The following is a 20,028-nucleotide window of genomic DNA, read 5'->3' on the forward strand; positions in this document are numbered from 1 at the left end:
TTAGTGACAGGCGATACCGGCCGCGTGGCGGAAGTTGTGCAGCGAGTCGTGGACGAGCGGGTCCTGCACGAACAGGAGCGTAAAGCCCAGCGCGGCGATAAAGAGGGCTCCTGCAGCCATCTGCGTGGGGGATAGCTCGGTACGAGCGCGTTCGATTCGACCGTTGACGGTGTTCGCCGTAGCCATGGTAAACTCAGATTGATGAAAACCAAGTCTGCTTGTAAAACTTTCGAAGACAACCAAGATTGCAATTCAACAACTTAGATTTAATAACTCATCGGGGCAGTTTTATGAAAGTTCATTTGCTGTACTCCAAGCACAATTGTTTTCAAACCGCGCCCGGATTGTCGAGTCGAATGTCACAGGTAACGCTCCCGCACGACGCCAAGGCGGGACCCACGAAACCGGAGGTGAGAGCGGTCACGCTCGACAAACTCGGCTTGCGGCCGACGGACCACTTCGTCGACGTCGGCTCCTGTACCGGCTCGGTCACCATCGAGGCGGCCCGCCGGGTCGAGCGCGTGACCGCCGTCGAACGGAAACCGAAGCGACTGGACGTGACGCGAAAGAACCTCGCGGCGAACGAGTACGACGCCGACGTGACGCTCCGCGAGGCGGAGGCTCCCGACGGCCTCCCGGACGACGCCGACGCGATGTTCGTCGGCGGCAGTCGGAACTTCGAGGCCGTGTTGGACCACGCCGTCGAAACCGGCGTTGACCGAATTGTCATGAACGTCTCGCGGGTCGAACCCGCTGGCGACGCCATCGAGGCGTTCCGCGAGCGCGACCTGCTCTCGGAGGTCGTCCAGATGCAGGTGAGCCACGGCTACGAACTCGCCGGCGCGACGAGTTTCCGGTCGAACAACCCGGTGTACGTCGTCGTCGGTCGACGCGACGCGGAGGGACTATGACCGTCTACGGCATCGGCCTCGGCCCCGGCGACGCCGACCTCGTGACCGTCAAGGGGAAACGCCTGCTCGAATCGGCGGCGGTGGTCTACTCGCCCGGCCGACTCTCGCGGACGGTCGCGCTGAACCACGTCCCCGAGGAGCGCATCGGCGATCTCGATTTCCCGATGACGCGCGACCCCGACGAACTCCGCCGCGCGTGGAAGGAGGCCGCCGCCGAGGTGGCCACCCGCGCCGAGTCCGAGGACGTGGCGTTCGTGACGCTCGGCGACCCCAACGTCTACTCGACGTTCGGACACCTCCGCCGCACCCTCGCCGCGTTCCACCCCGAGGTCGACCTCGAAGTCGTCCCCGGCGTGAGCGCGATGACGGCCTTCACGACCGCGCTCGGCGTCGAAATCGAGTCCGGAACCGGACTCGCGCTCCGCGAGGCTGCCAACGGCTCCGCGCCGACCGGTCCCGACCGCATGGTACTGTTCAAGGTCACCGATGCGCCGGCGACCCACGAGAAGCTGACCGAGGCGGGCTACGACGTTCGGTTCGGCCGCCGGCTGTTCATGGAACAAGGCGAGACGGTCGTCACCGACGACCCCGACGAACTCGCGGAGCGCGACTACTACACGCTGGCCTACGCGGAGCGCGAGGGTGTCGAGCGCGACGTGGCGACTGCCGCGTTCGACGGTGTCGAGTCGGGGGGGTCGGCGTGAGCGTCGACGGCGAAGCAGACACCGGCTTCACCGACGACGAGGGAATCCCCTTCGTCGGCGCGGGACCGGGCGACCCGGACCTGCTCACCGTCGCCGGGAGAAAACTCGTCGAGGACGCCGACCTCGTGGTTCACGCGGGGTCGCTCGTCAACAGCGAACTCTTAGACGAGTTCTGCGCCGACGCGGAGCAGGTCAACAGCGTCGGCAAGGACCTCGAAGAGCTGATTCCGCTGATGGCGGACGCCTACGAGTCGGGGCGAACCGTCGTCCGACTCCACAGCGGCGACCCAGCGATTTACGGGGCCGCCTTAGAGCAGATGGACGCGCTGGCCGAGGCGGGCGTTCCGAGCTACCTCGTCCCCGGCGTCACCTCGGCGTTCGCCGCGAGCGCGACGCTCCGAACCCAGTTGACGCTGAACGAGGTCTCGAACCACGTCGTCTTCACCCGGCCGCAGGGCCGGACGCTCTCGGCCGAGGAAGACCACATCAGCGACTTCGTCGGCTTCGGCGACACCACGGTCTGCATCTACCTCGGCACCCACGCCGTCGCCGAGACGATGGACCGGCTGCTGGACGAGGGCCACGACCCCGACACGCCCGTCGCGGTCGTCTACCACGCCTCCTGGCCGGACGAAGACGTCATCGAGGGCACCATCGAGACCATCGGCGAGCGGGTCGAAGACGCGGGCTACCGCGCCTCGGCGCTCGTCATCATCGGCGAGGCGGTGAACGGCTCTGACTACGAGCGGTCGTTCCTCTACGGCGACTGGGCCCGCGGCGGCGACGCACCGAACGACGAACCCGATGGTGATTCCGAACCGCAGGAGCGTGATGCGCAATGAGCGACGCAGACTCTAACTCCGACACCGACTCCGGAAGCGGCCACTGTAGCACTCCCGACAGCGACGGCGAGGTAGCCGACGAAATCGCCATCGTCAGCTTCGAACGAAAACTCGACACGGCGGAGGAAATCAAACGCGACCTCGCGGACGACTACGACCAGATAGACATACTCACCTACCACGGCGACGTGTTCGCCGACCACTGGGGCGAGTACGATTGCTTTGTCGGCCTCATGGCCAGCGGCATCGCCATGCGGAAAACCGCCGACCTCCTCGACGACAAGTGGGAGGACCCGGCGGTCGTCGTCGTCGACGAGGAACTGACGTGGGCGATACCGCTCACCGGCGGCCACCACGGCGCGAATCAGGTCGCCCACGACCTCTCGAAACTCGGGGCCGTCCCGGCGATGACGACCGCCTCGGAGGCCGCGGGCAAGCAGGGCGTCGAGAGCAAGGCGAAGGCGCTCGACTCCCACGTCGTCAACGGCGATTCGACCGTGGCGACGAACCTCGCCGTCCTCAACGACGAACTCGGTCCCGTCGCCCGACTCGACGGTCCGAAGGCGGTCCTCGTCGGCGACGACGTGACCGTCCTGAAGCGCAACGGCGACGACGGCGTCGTCCTCGGGACGGGCAGCGTCTCCGGCGCGAAGAAAGCGCAGTTCCTGACGGCGTGGGAGCGCGCGCTCGACGACGCCGACTGCGACTGGGACGACGTGGAGTTCGTCGCCACCGGCACGCGAAAGGCGGACGAACCCGGCATGCTCGACGCCGCCGAGGAAATCGGCGCGGGCGTCGTCTACTTCGAAAAAGAGACCCTCACCGAGTTCGAGGGGCCGACGCCCTCGCGGTCGAAGGAACTCATCGGCTGGCCCGGCATCGCCGAGGCGAGCGCCATCGCCGGCGGCCGCGACCACGAACTGGTCGTCAAAAAGCGGCGCTACGACGACGCCGTGACCGTGGCGGTGGGACGATGAGTGACGGCGACGAGCCGACCGAACCGGCGTCCGACTCCAGCGACCGCAACCGCAGCCGTGACGAGGACCCAGACGACTACGGAACCCTCTATGTCGTCGGCATCGGTCCCGGCCTCCCCGACCACATGACGAAGCGAGCGAAGGAACTCGTCTCGACCTCGGACTGCGTGGTCGCTTCGAACCTCTATCAGGAGTTCCTCCGAGACGACGGAACCCTCCCACCCGAAGAAAGCGACGAGGGGCCGGAGGTCGTCCGCTCGTCGATGGGAAAGCAGGTCGAACTGACCCGCGAGGCGTTCGAGCGCGTCCGGAACGGCGAGGACGTAGTCCACGTCTCCGGCGGCGACCCGAACGTCTACGGGAAGTCCGACCTCGTGTTCACGATGGCGGAGACGGACGCGGCGACCGACGTGCCCATCGAAATCGTCCCCGGCGTCACCGCGGCGCTCGGCGGCGCGGCCATGATGGGCGCGCCGCTGTCGAACGACTTCTGTACGGTCTCGCTGTCCGACAAGTGGCGCGGCTGGGACGAAATCGAGGAGAAACTCCGCGCGGCCGCCATCAGCGGCTTCGTCATCGTCCTGTACAACTGCTGGCGGAACTACGAACGCGCCATCGACGTGGTCCGCGAGGAGCGGGCCGACGACGTGCCGGTCGGCATCTTCAACGACGCCGGTCGGGGCGATGCCGGGCGAAATCTGGACGACGAGACGTTCTCGATTACGACCCTCGGCGACGCGAAGGCCCACGACGACGACGTGGGCGGGATGGGGACCTCGATTCTCATCGGCACCCACGAGACCGAACCCTGGAGCAACGACTACGAAACGTACCTCGTCACGCCCCGCGGCGGGCGCGACGTCGACGACTTCTAATCCATGAGCGAATCAGACACGACAACCGAATCGAAGTGCGGCGGAGCGACTGCGGAATCGACCGACTCGGCCGACGCAGAATCGAAGTGTGGCGCGTCGTCCTCGAAGTCCGACGACGAGTCATCCTCGAAGTGCGGCGGCAGTTCGGGCGGGTCGAAGAAAGAACAGACCGCGGAGAAGGTCGAAGCGACCGTCGAGGACTTCGACGGCGAACCGGGGCAACTCGTCGCCGTCGGCCTCGGTCCCGGTCGCGCGAGCGAGATGACTACGCTGGCGAAAGACACGCTCCGCGAGGCCGATCACATCGTCGGCTACACGACCTACATCGAACTCCTCCCCGACGACATCGTCGAGGACGCCGAGGACATCTACTCGACGCCGATGTGCGGCGAGGTCTCCCGGACCGAGGAGGCGGTCGACCGAACGCTCGCTGGCAACGACGTGGCAATCGTCGGCAGCGGCGACCCCAACGTGTACGCGCTGGCCGGCCTCGCGCTCGAAATCCTCGAATCGAAGGGCGCGACCGCGAGCATGGTCGACTTCGACGTGGTCGCGGGCGTCCCGGCGGCGCAGTCCTGCGCGGCCCGACTTGGCGCGCCGCTCGTCAACGACACCGTGACCATCAGCCTCTCGGACCACCTGACCTCGATGCCGACCATCGAATCGCGCCTCCACGCGGCCGCCAAGGAGGGCTTCACTATCGCTATCTACAACCCGTGGAGCCGCAAGCGCCGGTCGAACTACGAGAAGTGCTGCGAGATTCTCCTCGAACACCGCGCGCCCGACACGCCGGTCGGTATCGTCCACGGCGCGGGCCGCGACGACGAGGAAGTCGAAATCGTCGAACTCGGCGAACTCCCTGACCTCGGCGAGACCGACCTCGTGGACATGACGACGACGCTGCTGGTCGGCAACGAGGAGACGTACGTCTGGGACGACCGGATGGTGACGCCGCGGGGCTACGAGCAGAAGTACGAGTACTGAGATGTTCGAAATCGAAATCGACCGAGACGCCTGCGACGGCATCTTCGCCTGTCTCGCCCGCGACGGCCGGTTCGTCGAGGACGACGACGGACTCGCCACAATCGACCCCGACGCGGCCGGCGTCGTGCGCGTCGAGCAGACGGACGAGCGCGTCGTCGCTCTCCTCGAAGGTGATGCCGAAGCCGACGACGACGACGCGACGCTCGCGGCGCGAGCCTGTCCGCCGGGTGCGATTTCGGTCCGGGAGGTGGACGCGTGAGCGACGCGAACGCCGACGGCTCGGCCGCGGACGCCGACTCGGACGCGAGCGTGGACTCCGGCGTCGCCCCCGCGGACGACCTCCTGAAAAGTGCGCCCGAGACGGCCTATCTCTGGGGCCACGTCGCCGGCGGCGGAACGGTCGAGCCGGGACAGTTCACGGCGCTGACGAACGACGAGACCTGCGCGAACCGCCTCGCAGTCATCGCCGGCGGCGGCGAAATCGACCGCCGGGAGACGGAGCGAGAGTACGCCCACAACACCGCCGTCACCCGCGTCAAAGACGAGTACCACGTCATGGTCGAAGGCGACGTGGTCAGAAGCGCGAGCGCCGCGTTCGGCCTCCCCGTCGGCGACGACGACGGCGGCTACCGCTTCGACGTGTTCGAAGCCCGGCGAAAACAACTCCTTCGGGGACTCCTCGAATCCTGCGGGACGGTCTGTTTCAAATCCTCGTCGGGGACGGTCGGCATCTCGTTTGTCCACGACGACCGGGCGCTCCTCGACACCGTGGACCGACTGCTCGACGCCTGCCCCGTTGACGCGCCGACCGGCGAGATTCAAGAGACCTCGTCGGGCGGCTACTGGTTCGGCATCGACGACGACGCGGCCGCCGGCTTCGGCGAGTGGGTTTACGAGGGGAGCGACGAGACGAGCCTGTTCGCACCGACGCGGCGTCGAAAGCTCGTCCGCAGCCTCGAAGAGGCCGAGAACGCATGAGCCTCGAACGACCGGACCCGGCGCTCGACGACGATGCGGTGCTCCTCGTCGGCCACGGCTCGCGCCGCGAGGAGTCCAACGAGCAGGTTCGGACGCTCGCCGCGAAGTTGGAGTCCCGGCTGTCGATCCCGGTTGACGCGGCGTACATCGAACTCGCCGAACCCTCGATAGACGACGCAATCGGGTCGATGGCACCGACCTGCCGGACGATGACCGTCGTCCCCCTCTCGCTGTTTGCTGCGAGCCACGTCAAAAACGACGTGCCGCTTGCGGTCCAGCGGGCCCGCGCGACCCACGACGACACCGAGTTCCGGTTCGGCTCGCACCTCGGCATCCACCCCTCGCTCGTGGACCTGTTAGACGAGCGAGTGCAGGCGGTCGAGTCCGACCTCGGCGTCGACCGCGAGGACGACGACGTGGCGGTCGTGCTCTGCGCCCGCGGGTCGAGCGACCCAGACTCGAACGGTGACGTGCACAAACTGGCGCGCCTGCTGTACGAGGGTCGGGGGTTCACCCGCGTCGAATCGGCGTTCATCGGCGTCACCACGCCCCGGTTGGAGGAGACGCTTCACACCGTCGCCAAGGACCGCCCGGACGCGGTCGTCGTCCTCCCGTACATGCTCGGCGACGGCGTGCTGACGGGGCGAATCGTGGACAAAGCCGAGACGTTCGACAAGGAGTACCCCTACGTCGACGCCGGCGCGTCGGGGCCGCTCGGCACAGACGACCGGGTGGTCGAGACGCTCGCCGACCGCTACCGAGAAGCGCGCTCGGGGAGCGTCGAGATGTCCTGCGACACCTGCAAGTACAAGGTCGAACTCGCCGGCTACGAGGACGACGAGGGCGGCGCTCGCGCGATGCTCCGCTCGCTCGTCCATCAGGCCGAACACGCCGACCGAAGCGACGTGGACGACGACCCGCACGCCCACGACGCCCCCGAGAAACACGTCGCGGTGTGCACGAACCAGACCTGCGCCGCGAGCGGCGCGGCGACCGTCCTCGAACAACTTAGACAGGGCGTTCGCGACGCCGACGACTGCGATGTCCACGTCTCGCGGAGTTCGTGTCTCGGCCAGTGCGGCGACGGTCCAATCGTCGCCGTCTACCCCGACAGCGTCTGGTACGGCGGCGTGACGCCCGACGACACCGACCGCATCGTCTCGTCCCATCTCGAACGGGACCGCATCGTCTCGAACCTCGTCCACCAATCACTCTAATCATGGCCTGTGCAGAACTCGAAGCGCTCCGACTGGCGCTCCTGAACATCACCGGAACGACCGACGAACACGCGAAGCGACACGCCGAAGCCGAACTCGAAGACTACCTCGGCGACGCCGACCCCGGCCCGATTCAGGCGCTCGCGAACGCGACCACGCTCGACGAGGCCCAGCGACATCTCGACGCCGCGCTCGTCGACCTCGAAGCGGAGGCGACGCGAATCGACGACGACGACCCACAATCGGGCTACCTTCGGGGACGACTCGTCGCCGTCCGCGACGCCGAGCGGTCGCTGCGCCGCATCCGCGAGGGAGCCGATGCGTTCCTCGACGACCTCGGGGAGGCGCACCACACGCTCCACGACGCCTTCCCCGTCGAGGACTGACTCCCGATGGCACCGTCCCCACTCACGGCCCGCCGCGATCTCGGGGAAGTCGAGCCCGCGAGCAGCCGCCACAACTGGGCTCGCTCCGCGGTCGAAGCGACCGACGACGCCGTCTTCGTCGGGACCGCGGACAGTCGCGTCATCGCGCTGGAGGCTGCTGCCGATTCCGCACCCCACGCCGGCGAACGTTGGCAGGCGCGCGGCGAGCACTCCGTGGTGTCGATGACCGCCACCGACGACTTCCTCGTCGTCGGCGAGCGCGGCGGCGACGGGCTGGTTCGCGTCCTCGACGCCGAGACAGGCGTCGCCCGCTGGACGTACGCGACGGCCGACGACGTGGGCACGGCAACGAAGGACTCGCTGTTCTTCCGGCCGTACGTCGTCGACCTCGCGGTGACGGGCGACAGAGTGGTCGTCGCCGCCCGGCGCTACGAGCGGGACGGCGAGGAGCGATGCTGGCGGAGCGTCGTCCTCGGGTTCGACCGGGATGGCCGACTCGCGTGGCGCAGACGCGTCCACGCGTCGCCCATCGCGGTCGCCGCCGAAGGGGACCGCGTCGCCGTCGCGTACAACCGCTGTCCGAATCCCGAACAGGACGGCCTCGTTCTCCTCGACGCTCACTCCGGAGCGCGGGTCGCGTCGTGGGACCCCGACACCGACGGGGACCGACGCGTCGGCGACGTGGCCTTCGCGGGCGACGCGCTGGCCGTCGCCAGCCACGGCGACAAACGCGGCTATCTCCTCGATTTCGACGGGGAGACGCGGTGGCAACTCGACCTCGCGACCGAGCGCCGCGTCGGCGACGAGACCGTCTACGCCTATCCGAACCACGTCTGCGTCGCCGACGGGACCGCCGTCTTCGTCACGGGGAACACGTTCGCCGAGTCGACCCGCGACCCGAACGCGCGACACCCCGACGAACACACCGCGGTCGGCGTCTCGGTCGACGGGGGTGACCGCCTGTGGACCCGCGATACCGGCGGATTCGCACGGGCGGCTGTCACTACCGACTCGCGGGTGTTCGTGCCGTCCGCCCAGCACTTCCGGGACCGAGAGGCCGAGCGCCACGGCGTCCACGTTTTCGCCCCCGACGCGGGGCACGTCGAAACGATGGGACTCCCCGGCATCCCGACCGCCATCGCCGCGGGTGGAGGCATCCTCACGGTGGTCGAAGAACCAGTCGAGTACCACGACGAGGGCGTCACTCGCGGGGCGTACCGACTCCACACGCGACCGATTCGATAGGAGCACACCATGCGAAAAGAGACGACCGACCCCCGACTACTGCCCGTCCACGGAGCGCGCGGCTTCGGCGACACGCTCGGCCGACAGGTCGGACAGCGGGATGCGCCGCGCGCCCGTCTCGGAGACGAGGATGTCGGTCACGCCGATACCGTCGTCGCCGGCGTCGACGACGACGACCGAGGTGTCTGTGGTGGCGAGATTCCGCGCCGCCGACCGAGTCTGTCCGGTCGGGCTGCCGTCCGCGACGTTGGCCCGGCCGTCGGTCACGACGACGACGAGCGTGGCGTCGGCATCCGAGCGGTCGATGACCCGACTGGCGGCGTCAAGTCCCGAGGGAAGCGGCGTCCTGTCGCCCGTCGGGAGTTCCTTCAGGTGCCGCGCCGCCAGCGTCACGCTGTCGGTCGGCGGGAGCAACACCTCGGCGTCGTCGCCCGCGACCGCGACGAAGGCGACCTCGTCGCGCTGTTCGTAGGCGTCTTCGAGGAGCGACAGCACGGTTCCCTTTGCCCGCCGCATGGCGGCGCGCATCGACGCGCTCGCGTCCACGACGAACACGACGAGCGTCTCGGCCGATCCGCGGGCGACTGCGGTTCTAAGGTCCGACCGGGTGACGTGGGAGCGCCCGGCCGAGGCCGCGGCCCGGACCGAGGCGGGAACGTCGATGTCGTCGGTCTCGGTCGCCGGTTCGGTCCGCACCCGCGAGCCTCGTCCCTGCCGCGACTCCCGAACTGCGGCACGGCTCCCGTCACCGGGCGTCTCCGCGTCGAGGGACGAGTCCTCGACCGGCGGTCGCTCGGCGTCGCCGATGGCGGCCCGATTCTGTCCGGGCAGGAGCGGCGTTGCTTCGTCGGGGTCGTCGCCTCCGGAGTCGTCGGGGGCATCCGAATCGTCGGTATCGCCATCTTCGGGAGTGCTGTCTTCCGAATCACCGTCTTCGGTTCCGCTCCCGTCGGCTCCGCCGACTTCTCCACCTCGGTCGTCGCCGTCGGTATCGTCATCCCCGGTATCGGCGTCGGGGGCCTCTCCCGCGGCGTCGTCGTCCTCGTCGGCGTCGGAACCGGCTTCCTCGCCGCGTTCTTCGCCGTCTTCACCGTTTCCGCCATCTCCACCTTGACCGTCGCCGTCGTCGTCCCGGTCCGCCTCCTCGTCGAAGTGGTCGTCGAGCACGTCGTCGACGTCCGGGTCGTCGTCGAACGGGCGACTCTGCAGTCGGTGGGGGAGCGCGAGCGCGGCCGCCTCGCGCACGTCGCCTTCGAGGACTTTCGTCCGGCCGTCGAGCGCCGCGAGGGTGCGGGCCGCGCGGGCGATGGCGATGTCGGCACGGTGGCCCTCGACGCCGGCGTCGACGCAGAGTTCGGCGATGTCGCGCTTGAACTCGACCGGGAGCGCGACCGAGTCGAGGCGGTCAGTCGCCTCGCGAAGCACGGTTTCGAGTGCCGCGGTCTCCTCGCGGTGGGCGTCGTCGACCGTCTCCGGGTCGTCGCTACCCGCCAGCGCCCGGTCGATAATCTCCACGCGGTCGTCGATGTCGCGGCTCCCGACGACGGTCGCCTGGAGGGCGAAGCGGTCGCGGAGTTGGGGGCGGAGGTCGCCCTCCTCGGGATTCATCGTCCCGACGAGGGTGAACTCGGCGGGGTGTTCGACGCTCACCCCGTCGCGCTCGACGCGGTTGACGCCGCTCGCGGCCGCGTCCAAAAGCAGGTCGACGAGGTGGTCGTCGAGGAGGTTCACCTCGTCCACGTAGAGGATGCCGCGGTTCGCGCGGGCCAAGAGCCCGGGGTCGAACGACGCCTCACCGTCGAGCGCGTCGGCGACCGAGAGCGTGCCCGCGACCCGGTCGCGAGTCGCGCCGAGCGGGAGCGTCACGAGCGGGACCGACCGGCGCTCGACCGCGGGGTCCTCGCGGGTGCGACACGAGTCGCACTGGCGGGCCGGGTCGTCCGGGTCCGGCGGACAGCCGTACGGACAGCCAGCGACGACTTCCTGTTCGGGCAGGAGATTGGCGAGGGCGCGGACCGCGGTCGACTTCGCGGTTCCCTTCTCGCCGCGAACGAGGAGTCCGTCGAGGTCGTCGTTGGCTCCGACGGCCAACAACGCCCGTTTCAGTTCGTCTTGCCCGACGATAGCCGAGAACGGAAGCGTCTGAGTCGTCATCGAATACGAAATCGTAGTTGCAGTAAGACAATAACACTTTATCAATGACACCGACAATCGGACTGTACACAGCGACCGAAAACGAGTTGGGCGCGGTCCAGCGGGCCGCGCGCCGACTCGACGGAATCGACCTCGTCGTTCGCTCCGCGAGCGACTTGGACGACGTGACCGACGCGGACGCCTTCGTCGACGAGTTGGAGTCGGCGACGGCGGCCGTTTTCTGGCTCCACGGGGCCGAAGACAGCATGCCCGGCTACGACCACGCGGTCGAGCGACTCGAAGCGGCCGGCGTGCCGCTCGTCGTCAAAGCCACCGGCGACGCCTTCGCGCGGCGGGACACGACCGTCGCCGACGCGGACCGCGGGCGCGTCTGCGAGTACCTCGACCGCGGCGGCGCGGTGAACGTCGAGAACCTCTGTCGGTTCCTCGCCGCCGAGTACGCCGGCGTCGAGACCGAGGTCGACGACCCGGTCGAACTCCCGACCGAGGGCGTCTACCACCCCGACTACCCCGGCGTCGAGTACGACGAACTGCTCGATACGCACGACCCCGACAAGCCGACCATCGGCGTCTGGTTCTACGAGTCCCACTGGACACACGCGAACACCCGGTACGTGGACGCGCTCGTGGAGCGACTGGAATCGGTCGGCGCGAACGTCCTGCCGGCGTTCTGCAACCCCGCGACCGACGAGGAGGGACAGGAGAACGCCGAATGGGTCGCGCGGAACTGGTTCTCCGACGACGACGGTCCCGTCGTAGACGCCGTCGTCAGCTCCTTCATGTTCTCGCTGTCGATGAGCGAGCGCGGCCGCGACGCCGACGACGAGGGCGCGGACGCAGAAGACGTGTTCCTCAGCGAACTCGGCGTTCCCGTGTTGCAGGCAATCACGACCATGCGCTCTCGAAGCCGATACGAATCGAGCGACACGGGCGTGATGGGCTTCGAACTCGCGCTGTCGGTCGCACTCCCGGAGTTCGACGGCAACGTCATCACCCATCCCATAAGCGGGAAAGAGCGGATGGAAGACGAAGCCGGCGTCGGGAGCGCCCCGAAGCAGCACTTCCCCATCGATGACCGCGTCGACCACGTCGCCCGGCTCGCGGTCAACTGGGCGCGGCTTCGCCACCTGCCGAACGACGAGAAGAACGTCGCAGTCGTCCTCCATAACTACCCGCCGAGCGACGACGGCATCGGGACGGCCTTCGGGATGGACAGCCCAGAGAGCACGGTTAACCTCCTCTCCGAACTCCGGAGTCGGGGCTACGCCGTCGGCGACCTCCCCGCGGACGGACAGGCGCTCATCGACGACCTCACCTCGCAGTTGACCCTCGACGACCGCTGGGTCGCCCCCGAGGACGTGCGGGACCTGAGCGTCGACGTGGTGTCTCCCGACCAGTACGCCGACTGGTTCGCCGACGCCGACGACCGCTTCCGCGACAACATCGTCGAGGAGTGGGGCGACCCGCCCGAGCGACCCTTTGCGATTCCGGGCGTCGAGTTCGAGAACGTCCTCGTGACCGTCCAGCCCCCGCGCGGGTTCGGGATGGACCCCTCGAAGGTGTACCACGATTCGGACCTCCAACCGCCGCACGACTACGTGGCGTTCTACGCGTGGCTCCGCGAGGCGTTCGAAGCCGACGCCGTGGTCCACCTCGGCACCCACGGCAGCCTCGAATGGCTCCCTGGCAAGACCGTCGGCCTGAACGGCGAGAGCGCGCCGGACCAACTAGTCTCTGACCTCCCGAACGTCTACCCGTACATCATCAACAACCCCGGCGAGGGGACGCAGGCCAAGCGCCGGTCGTACGCGGCCATCGTGGACTACCTCACGCCGGTCATGCGCACCGCGGGGACGTACGACGACCTCGCGGACCTCGAAGAACTCGCCCGCGAATACCGCGAGGCGGGCATGGACGAGGCCCGTCCCGAACGCGGCGACCAGCTCCGCGAACTCCTCGTTGACGCAATCGACGACCTCGACCTCGCGGTCGAACTCGGATTCGAAGACACCGACGCAATCGGCGACGCAACCGGTGACGCGGATGCCGATGGCGGCACCGAAGCCGTCGAGTTCGACGAACTCGTCGAGCGCGTCCACGAGTACCTGACCGACGTGAAGACGACGCAGATTCGGATGGGCCTCCACACGATGGGCGAACCGCCCGAAAGCGACCGGCTCGTGGAGTACCTCGTCGCGCTCACCCGCCTCCCGAACGCCGACACGCCGAGCCTCCGCGAGAGCGTCGCGGGCGTCATGGGCGTCGACTACGACCGGATGCGAGACGAGCCGGGGACGTACGACGACGACCTCGGGATGTACCTCTCGGAGGCCGCAGACCGTGTCTACGACCAGTGCGTCGAACTTGTGTCGGCACTCGCCGAACACGATTTCGACGTGCCCGAGTCAGAGGTCGACGCCGGCCCCGACGACGAGGTGAACATGAACCTGCTCGTCGTCGATATCGACCAACTCGGCGACGCGCGAGCCAAACGCGGCGCGCACGACGACCTCCGTGAAGTGCTCGCGTTCATCTGCGACGAGGCGGCCCCGCGAATTGCGGCCGCCGAAGACGAGATTCCGCAGACCGCCGACGCCCTCGACGGCGAGTACGTCCGCCCCGGCGGCTCCGGCGCACCGACCCGCGGCGGGGTGGACCTGCTTCCGACCGGACGGAACTTCTACACGCTCGACCCGCGGAAAGTCCCGGCCAAGCCGGCGTGGAGCGTCGGCGAGCGTGTCGCTGAAGGCGTCCTTGACCGCCACTACGACGACCACGGCGAGTACCCCGAGGAGTTCGGGGTCGTCGCGTGGGGGACGCCGACGGTCCGGACCCGCGGCGAGACCATCGCGCAGGTGCTCGCGTTCATGGGCGTCGAACCGGTGTGGACCGACGCGGGCCGCGCCGACGACGTGGAGCCGATTCCACTAGAGGAACTCGATCGTCCCCGAATCGACGTGACAACCCGCGTCTCGGGGCTGTTCCGCGACGCGTTCCCGCAGGCCGCGAGCGTCGTCAACGACGCCGTCGACGCGGTCGTCGAACTCGACGAACCCCACGAGCTGAACTACGTGAAAAAGCACGTCGAGGAGGACGCCGCCGAGTTCGAATCGGAGGGCGTCGATGCCGACGAGGCGGAGAAACTGGCCAAACACCGCGTGTTCACGACGACGCCCGGCGGCTACGGCGCGGGGACGAACAAGGCCGTCGACGAGGGCGAGTGGGACGACCGAAGCGACCTCGCGGACGTGTTCGTCCAGTGGGGCGGCTACGCCCTCGGGAGTCGCGGCAAGGTGACCGAAGCTCACGACGCCTTCGAGCGCCGCTTGAGCGGGGTCGAAGCCACGGTGAAAATCGAGGACACCGCCGAACAGGACGAGTTCGACTCCTCCGACTGGTACGCCTTCCACGGCGGGTTCGTCTCCGCCGTCGGCGAGATTTCGGGGAGCGACCCGGCCTCGTACGTCGGCGACTCCAGCGACCCAGACAACGTCAACGTCTACACGAACGAGGAGAAGGTCCGCAAGGCGATGCGAGCACGCGTCCTCAACCCCGACTGGCTCGACAGCATGGAGGAACACGGCTACAAGGGCGCGGGCGACCTCTCGACCACGGTCGATGTCGCGCTCGGCTGGGACGCGACGACGGGCGTCGTCAGCGACACCCTCTGGGAGAGTCTTGCCGACGCCTACGCCTTCGACGAGGACCGACAGGAATGGATGCGCGACGTGAACCCGTGGGCGCTCGAAAGTATCACCGCGACGTTCCTCGAAGCCATCGACCGCGACCTGTGGGACGCCGACGGCGACGTGCGAGAGCGACTGCAGGACATCAACCTCTCCGTCGAAGGCGACCTCGAAGCGAACACGACGAACGCGATGACGCAGACCCAATCCGATGACTGAACGAGACGCCTACGCCGACCTCGGCGCGACGACCCGGGACGCGATGGACATCGCGGAGACGAGCATGGACATCGTCCGGACGTTCGTCCCCGACGAGACGCTGAACGACCGACTCCGACAGAAGGCGGTCCACTCGACCGGCGATATCGAGTTCCAGCACCTCCTTCGCTGTCAGAACGACCCGGTCGTCGCGGGCGCGAGGGCCGTCCTCGACGAGCGGCCCATCGTGACCGACATCACGATGGCGAAAGCCGGCATCACCGGCCGCGGCCACGACTGCCCGGTGCGGAAGGCAATCGGCAACGGAGCCGAACTCGCCGCCGAGACGGGCATGACCCGGACCGCGGCCGCGGTACTCGAACTCGACAAGGAGAGCGTCTACGACGGCGCAATCGCGGTCGTCGGCAACGCGCCGACCGCCGCGTTGGCGCTCTGCGACTGCATCGAAAACGGGACCCGACCGGCCGCCGTCGTCGCGACGCCCGTCGGCTTCGTCAAGGCAGAAGAGAGCCGAAAACGCGTCCGTGAAATCGCCGACGAGTACGACGTGCCCGCGGTGACGAACGTCGGAAAGCGGGGTGGGAGCGGTCTCGCGGCCGCGCTCACGAACGAGTTGATTCACGTCGCGAGCGACGTTCGCAACGGCGACGAGGACCTCGCGGACCATGAGTGAGGACGACCCGTACGACCTCGATTCGGGGCCGGACCCGGCGACGTTCGCCGCGGCCGCGCCCGAACCGAGCATCGACGGAATCGACGGGGGCACTGGGGCCGCCGACGGTACCGAGGCCACCGACGCACCGGTCTACGCAGTTGGTGTCGGCCCCGGCAACCCGGAGTACCTGACACCTCGCGGACGGCGGGCGATTCGGGAGGCCGACGTAGTCGTCGGCTTCGAGACGGTCGTCGACTTCGTGGCCGACGAGACCGACGCCGACCTGTTCACCTGCGGCTACGCCGACGAGGCTGACGCGCTGGCCGAGTTCGGGCGGCGCGTCGCGGCCGGCGAGCGTGGGACGGCGGTCCTCATGGGCGACCCGAACCACTCGGGCTACCAGTTCCTCGGGAAGGTCCAGCGGGCCGTCGAGCGACCGGTACGAGTGATTCCGGGCATCTCGTCGCTCCAGATAGCCGCGAGTCGCGCCCGGACGCCAATGGAGGACACGCGGTTCGTCACGCTCCACAAAAGCGGGTCGCTCGACGCCGACCTCGACCGACTGGCCGAGGCGGTCGGCGAGCGCCACCTGCTCGTCCTACCGCGACCGTTCGACTGGATGCCGGGCGACATCGCCGAGTTCCTCCTCGACTCGGGTGCGGACGAGTCGCTGGACGCCCTCGTGCTCGAACGCCTGACCCACGACGACGAGCGAATCACCCGAACGACGCTCGGTGACCTGCGCGACTCGGCCGGCGGGAGCGGCCCCGATTCGACGCCGTACTCGGACCTCTCGGTCCTCGCCGTCAGAGCGCCCGTCGAGGTGACCGACTGAGCCACCTCGCACGGCGGTAGTTAGGCTCGCCTAAATTTCGAAGGCGTTTTAACTGTTTAGGTAAGCCTAAAAGACATGGCAAACGACGGACACAGCGGTCGAGAATCGACGCGGCGTGAGTACCTGCAGTACGGCGGCGCGGTCGTCGCGGGCGGGCTGCTCGCGGGTTGTACCGGCAGCGGCGGGTCGGAGACGACGACAGAGTCCGAGGCCGAGACGACCACGGCGACGGCGACCGAGACGGCGGCAGAGACGGAAACCGAGACGACGACCGAGGCGTCGGAGTCCTACTCGGTGTCGATAGAGCCGGTCGGCGAGGTCACGTTCGACTCGGTCCCGGAGACGTGGATCGCGAACAACGGCAGTTGGGCCGACATGGGCATCGCGCTCGGCCTCGACGCGCCGATAGGCGTCTGGCTCCCCGGCCGGTACCACACGCAGTACTACGACGAGATTCCTGACGTGAGCGTCGACAAGTCGTCCATCCGTCAGCTGTGGGGCGACAGCGGCGTCGGCAAAGAGCAGTTCTACGACATGAACGTGGACGTGCACGTCGCCGACCCGAACTTCCTCCTGAACCGCGGCCAGTGGAGCGAGGGCGATATCGAAGAGATCAGTACGCAAATCGGCCCGTTCTTCGGTAACAGCAGCTTCTCGCGCGGCTACGAGTGGCACGAGGACTACCGCTACTACACCCTCTACGAGGCGTTCGAGAAGCTCGCACAGGTGTTCCAGCGCGAGGACCGCTTCGAGGCGTTCGAACAGGTCCACGAGGAGTTCCAGGCGAACCTCGCGCCGGTCGTCCCCGCGCAGGGCGAACGGCCCTCGGCCGCCGTCGTCTGGGGCGGCGGCGACGAGCCCGAGGAGTTCTACCCCTACATCATCGACGAGGGGACGAGCTTCAAGCACCTCAACGACCTGAAGGTCAACGACGCGCTCGCGACAACCGACGTGAAGGACTTCTACAGCAACCGCGGCGCGGTCGACTTCGAGACGCTCCTCGAGGTCGATCCCGAAGTGCTCCTCCTGCGCGGACAGGAAGCCAAAAACCGCGAGGAGTTCCAGAACACGGTCATCTCGTTCATGGAGAACCACGAAGTGGCGAGCGAACTCACCGCCGTCCAGAACGACGACGTCTACCGCGCCGGCGCGCTCTACCAGGGCCCCATCACGAACCTTGTCGTGACGGACCGCCTCGCACAGACCCTGTACGACGCCGACGAGCGCCTGTTCGACGCCCAGCGCGTCAGCGACATCGTCAACGGCAACCTGTAGTTCGGTCCCGCTTCGCGGCCCCGCTTTTCCCGTTTCGCCCCACCGTCGAGCGGCACGTTCCGCCAGAATTCTTATATATTTTTAGGCTAGCCTAAAACCATGGCAACCAGCCGAGATACCGGACGGACACCGGCGGCCGACGCGGCCCCGGATGACCGCGCCGCGTCAGCGACGTTGCACAGTTTCCTCAACTGCTACCTCCACGAAATCGGCGGTCACGAGGTCGTCGACGCGGCCGAGACACCGCTTGAAACGGACTGTGGGAAGGGATTTCGACTCTCCCTTCCGGAGCAGAGTATCGAGGTGTTCGTGCCGCTTTCGTACTATTCCGCCGGGGACCGACACCTGTTCGGCGGGCCCGGCGTCTCCGTCCTCCCGGACGGTCGGGTCCTCGGCCTCGACTACCTCCGGCTTGCGCGATTGCTCCTCGAAGAGCTATCGCTCGCTCGCGACGCACCGGGCGCGGTGGACGAACTGCTCCTCCGGGTCGTCGAGAGTTGTCGGAACACCGCCCGCGCGGTCGAGGCCCGCCGCGGCGACGAAGCGCGGCTGTACGGCTTCGAGACGACGTTCCGCGACGCCGAGCAGTCGCTCGTCTTCGGCCACCACAGACACCCGACACCCAAGAGCAGGCAGGGCATCGCGCCGCACGACGAACCGCGGTTCGCCCCGGAGCTACGCGGGTCGTTCCAGCTCCACTACTTCCGGGTCGAACCCGGCCTCCTCGACCACGACTCGACGCTCGACCGGAGCGCCCCGGCGTGGATAGCCGACGCGCTCAGGGCGGACGAGTCGGTCCCCGAGTCGTTCGTCGCCGAACACCTCGATGACAATACCGACGACGGACTCGTCCCGGTCCACCCGTGGCAGGCTGACTACCTCCTCGAACAGCCGGCGGTTCGAGCGCGCCTCGGCGACGGCATCGAATCCCTCGGCGAGGTCGGCCGGGAGTTCTACCCGACCTCCTCGGTGCGGACGCTGTACTCACCGGACGCGCCGTTCATGGTCAAGGGCTCCCTGAACGTCAAAATCACCAATTCGGCGCGGGTCAACAAGCGCCACGAACTGGTCCGCGGCGTCGCCGTCAGCGAACTGCTCGACGCCGGCCTTCGCGACGTTATCGACGCCGAGTTCCCCGAGTTCGGTCTCGTGGACGACCCGGCCTACGTCACCGTCGATCTCGGCGACGGCGAGTCCGGCTTCGAGACCGTCCTCCGCGAGAACCCCTTCCGCGGCGACGCGGCGACGAACGCGACGCCCGTGGTCGCACTCTGTCAGAACCCCATCGGCGAGGGTCGCTCCCGACTCGGGACTATCGTCGAGACGCTCGCGGAGCGCGAGGGGCGGTCGCCGGGCGCGGTCGCCGAGTCGTGGTTTCGGCGGTACCTCTCGGTCGGGCTCCGACCGGTGCTGTGGCTCTACCTCCGGTACGGCTTCGGCGTCGAGGCCCACCAGCAGAACAGCGTCGTCCTGCTGGAAGATGGCTACCCAGCAGGGTTCCGCTACCGCGACAATCAGGGCTACTACTTCCCCGAATCGCGGTACGCCCGACTCGACGAGTTCCTCCCCGGCGTCGGCGAGCGGACGGACACCGTCTGCGGCGACGACATCGGGGACCAGCGCATGATATACTGGACGATTCTCAACAACGCGCTCGGCGTCGTCAGCGCACTCGGCCGGAGCGGACTGGTCGATGAACGGCGACTGCTCGCGGCGCTCCGCGAGGAACTCGAATCGCTCCGCGAGATCGACGCGCCGGGGTCGTCGCTCCTCGACCGGCTGCTCTTCGAGCCGACGCTGACGCGCCAGTCGAACCTCCTGACGCGGTTCCACGACATCGACGAACTGGACGACTCCCTCGACGACGCGCCGCTCTTCGTCGAGGTCGACAATCCGCTGGTGACGGAGTTCGACGGGGAGCGGTGAGCTGACGCGGCGGCGACGCGAGCGGCCGACGCGAAGCCCAAAACTCGACTCGACCCAACGCGGCCGGCGCGTGGGTGGGCGTTCGGGCGGAGAAAACCGCCGAAAGCGGCGGAAGGCGGGTCGTCGCGGACGCTCCGCGGCGACCGAGTAGCGGCCGCG

18 protein-coding genes are annotated in these 20,028 nt (G+C 68.0%); 16 read left to right on the top strand and 2 right to left on the bottom strand.

Going from position 1 to position 20,028, the window contains the following annotated elements; all coding sequences use genetic code 11:
• On the bottom strand, nt 1–186 hold the full coding sequence (locus tag AM590_RS17300; RefSeq protein WP_042664716.1) for a CbtB domain-containing protein: 186 nt from the start codon (nt 184–186) through the stop codon (nt 1–3).
• Nucleotides 187–356: 170 nt separating this feature from the next.
• Between AM590_RS17300 and cbiT the strand changes: the two genes are divergently transcribed.
• From cbiT to AM590_RS17355, 11 genes are read left to right on the top strand one after another with little or no spacing between them, the layout of a single operon-like run.
• Nucleotides 357–911, top strand: coding sequence for a precorrin-6Y C5,15-methyltransferase (decarboxylating) subunit CbiT (cbiT, locus tag AM590_RS17305; protein ID WP_058828548.1), 555 nt, complete (start codon nt 357–359; stop codon nt 909–911).
• Nucleotides 908–1,615, top strand: a complete 708-nt coding sequence (locus tag AM590_RS17310) for a cobalt-factor II C(20)-methyltransferase (protein ID WP_058828549.1) — start codon at nt 908–910, stop codon at nt 1,613–1,615. Before cbiT ends, AM590_RS17310 begins: the two co-directional genes overlap by 4 nt.
• On the top strand, nt 1,612–2,457 hold the full coding sequence (cobM, locus tag AM590_RS17315; protein WP_058828550.1) for a precorrin-4 C(11)-methyltransferase: 846 nt from the start codon (nt 1,612–1,614) through the stop codon (nt 2,455–2,457). The genes AM590_RS17310 and cobM overlap by 4 nt, the downstream gene beginning before the upstream one ends.
• Nucleotides 2,454–3,434, top strand: coding sequence for a cobalt-precorrin 5A hydrolase (gene cbiG / locus AM590_RS17320; protein ID WP_058828551.1), 981 nt, complete (start codon nt 2,454–2,456; stop codon nt 3,432–3,434). The genes cobM and cbiG overlap by 4 nt, the downstream gene beginning before the upstream one ends.
• The gene (locus AM590_RS17325; protein ID WP_058828552.1) at nt 3,431–4,309 is read left to right on the top strand and encodes a precorrin-3B C(17)-methyltransferase; all 879 of its coding nucleotides are present in this window, start codon (nt 3,431–3,433) and stop codon (nt 4,307–4,309) included. The genes cbiG and AM590_RS17325 overlap by 4 nt, the downstream gene beginning before the upstream one ends.
• Nucleotides 4,310–4,312: 3 nt before the next feature.
• Complete coding sequence (gene cobJ / locus AM590_RS17330) at nt 4,313–5,293, top strand: precorrin-3B C(17)-methyltransferase (protein WP_058828553.1); 981 nt, start codon at nt 4,313–4,315, stop codon at nt 5,291–5,293.
• A 1-nt stretch (nt 5,294) separates the two neighbouring features.
• Nucleotides 5,295–5,552, top strand: a complete 258-nt coding sequence (locus tag AM590_RS17335; protein ID WP_058828554.1) for a ferredoxin — start codon at nt 5,295–5,297, stop codon at nt 5,550–5,552.
• Complete coding sequence (locus AM590_RS17340) at nt 5,549–6,271, top strand: hypothetical protein (RefSeq protein WP_058828555.1); 723 nt, start codon at nt 5,549–5,551, stop codon at nt 6,269–6,271. Before AM590_RS17335 ends, AM590_RS17340 begins: the two co-directional genes overlap by 4 nt.
• Complete coding sequence (locus AM590_RS17345; protein WP_058828556.1) at nt 6,268–7,488, top strand: CbiX/SirB N-terminal domain-containing protein; 1,221 nt, start codon at nt 6,268–6,270, stop codon at nt 7,486–7,488. Before AM590_RS17340 ends, AM590_RS17345 begins: the two co-directional genes overlap by 4 nt.
• Before the next feature lie 2 nt (nt 7,489–7,490).
• Nucleotides 7,491–7,874 carry a DUF3209 family protein gene (locus tag AM590_RS17350; RefSeq protein ID WP_042664700.1) on the top strand — a complete coding sequence of 128 codons (384 nt, stop codon included), beginning with the start codon at nt 7,491–7,493 and terminating at the stop codon, nt 7,872–7,874.
• 6 nt (nt 7,875–7,880) lie between these two features.
• A complete protein-coding gene (locus tag AM590_RS17355; RefSeq protein ID WP_058828557.1) occupies nt 7,881–9,119 on the top strand; it encodes a PQQ-binding-like beta-propeller repeat protein in 1,239 nt (412 codons plus the stop codon).
• Between the two features lie 36 nt (nt 9,120–9,155).
• On the opposite strand, the gene AM590_RS17360 is transcribed toward AM590_RS17355, so the two are convergent.
• Nucleotides 9,156–11,273, bottom strand: coding sequence for a VWA domain-containing protein (locus tag AM590_RS17360; protein WP_058828558.1), 2,118 nt, complete (start codon nt 11,271–11,273; stop codon nt 9,156–9,158).
• 44 nt (nt 11,274–11,317) lie between these two features.
• Here AM590_RS17360 and cobN point away from each other — a divergent pair, with 44 nt between their 5' ends.
• The 5 genes from cobN to AM590_RS17385 all read left to right on the top strand — a co-directional run bounded on the left by cobN (nt 11,318) and on the right by AM590_RS17385 (nt 19,869).
• Nucleotides 11,318–15,178 carry a cobaltochelatase subunit CobN gene (gene cobN, locus AM590_RS17365; protein WP_058828559.1) on the top strand — a complete coding sequence of 1,287 codons (3,861 nt, stop codon included), beginning with the start codon at nt 11,318–11,320 and terminating at the stop codon, nt 15,176–15,178.
• On the top strand, nt 15,171–15,851 hold the full coding sequence (locus AM590_RS17370; protein WP_058828560.1) for a precorrin-8X methylmutase: 681 nt from the start codon (nt 15,171–15,173) through the stop codon (nt 15,849–15,851). Before cobN ends, AM590_RS17370 begins: the two co-directional genes overlap by 8 nt.
• Nucleotides 15,844–16,668 carry a cobalt-precorrin-7 (C(5))-methyltransferase gene (locus tag AM590_RS17375; RefSeq protein WP_058828561.1) on the top strand — a complete coding sequence of 275 codons (825 nt, stop codon included), beginning with the start codon at nt 15,844–15,846 and terminating at the stop codon, nt 16,666–16,668. Before AM590_RS17370 ends, AM590_RS17375 begins: the two co-directional genes overlap by 8 nt.
• A gap of 75 nt (nt 16,669–16,743) precedes the next feature.
• Nucleotides 16,744–17,943: an ABC transporter substrate-binding protein gene (locus AM590_RS17380; protein WP_058828562.1), complete on the top strand. Its 1,200-nt coding sequence runs from the start codon at nt 16,744–16,746 to the stop codon at nt 17,941–17,943.
• Between the two features lie 99 nt (nt 17,944–18,042).
• Nucleotides 18,043–19,869: an IucA/IucC family siderophore biosynthesis protein gene (locus tag AM590_RS17385; RefSeq protein ID WP_058828563.1), complete on the top strand. Its 1,827-nt coding sequence runs from the start codon at nt 18,043–18,045 to the stop codon at nt 19,867–19,869.
• Nucleotides 19,870–20,028: the final 159 nt, after the last annotated feature.

The organism is Haloferax sp. Q22 (assembly GCF_001482285.1).
GTDB lineage: Archaea > Halobacteriota > Halobacteria > Halobacteriales > Haloferacaceae > Haloferax.

Bases quoted from the DNA above. Each gene is read 5' to 3' on its own strand.
- AM590_RS17300 (WP_042664716.1), bottom strand. From the start codon at position 186: ATGGCTACGGCGAACACCGTCAACGGTCGAATCGAACGCGCTCGTACC.
- cbiT (WP_058828548.1), top strand. From the start codon at position 357: ATGTCACAGGTAACGCTCCCGCACGACGCCAAGGCGGGACCCACGAAA.
- AM590_RS17310 (WP_058828549.1), top strand. From the start codon at position 908: ATGACCGTCTACGGCATCGGCCTCGGCCCCGGCGACGCCGACCTCGTG.
- cbiG (WP_058828551.1), top strand. From the start codon at position 2,454: ATGAGCGACGCAGACTCTAACTCCGACACCGACTCCGGAAGCGGCCAC.
- AM590_RS17325 (WP_058828552.1), top strand. From the start codon at position 3,431: ATGAGTGACGGCGACGAGCCGACCGAACCGGCGTCCGACTCCAGCGAC.
- cobJ (WP_058828553.1), top strand. From the start codon at position 4,313: ATGAGCGAATCAGACACGACAACCGAATCGAAGTGCGGCGGAGCGACT.
- AM590_RS17335 (WP_058828554.1), top strand. From the start codon at position 5,295: ATGTTCGAAATCGAAATCGACCGAGACGCCTGCGACGGCATCTTCGCC.
- AM590_RS17345 (WP_058828556.1), top strand. From the start codon at position 6,268: ATGAGCCTCGAACGACCGGACCCGGCGCTCGACGACGATGCGGTGCTC.
- AM590_RS17350 (WP_042664700.1), top strand. From the start codon at position 7,491: ATGGCCTGTGCAGAACTCGAAGCGCTCCGACTGGCGCTCCTGAACATC.
- AM590_RS17355 (WP_058828557.1), top strand. From the start codon at position 7,881: ATGGCACCGTCCCCACTCACGGCCCGCCGCGATCTCGGGGAAGTCGAG.
- AM590_RS17360 (WP_058828558.1), bottom strand. From the start codon at position 11,273: ATGACGACTCAGACGCTTCCGTTCTCGGCTATCGTCGGGCAAGACGAA.
- cobN (WP_058828559.1), top strand. From the start codon at position 11,318: ATGACACCGACAATCGGACTGTACACAGCGACCGAAAACGAGTTGGGC.
- AM590_RS17370 (WP_058828560.1), top strand. From the start codon at position 15,171: ATGACTGAACGAGACGCCTACGCCGACCTCGGCGCGACGACCCGGGAC.
- AM590_RS17375 (WP_058828561.1), top strand. From the start codon at position 15,844: ATGAGTGAGGACGACCCGTACGACCTCGATTCGGGGCCGGACCCGGCG.
- AM590_RS17380 (WP_058828562.1), top strand. From the start codon at position 16,744: ATGGCAAACGACGGACACAGCGGTCGAGAATCGACGCGGCGTGAGTAC.
- AM590_RS17385 (WP_058828563.1), top strand. From the start codon at position 18,043: ATGGCAACCAGCCGAGATACCGGACGGACACCGGCGGCCGACGCGGCC.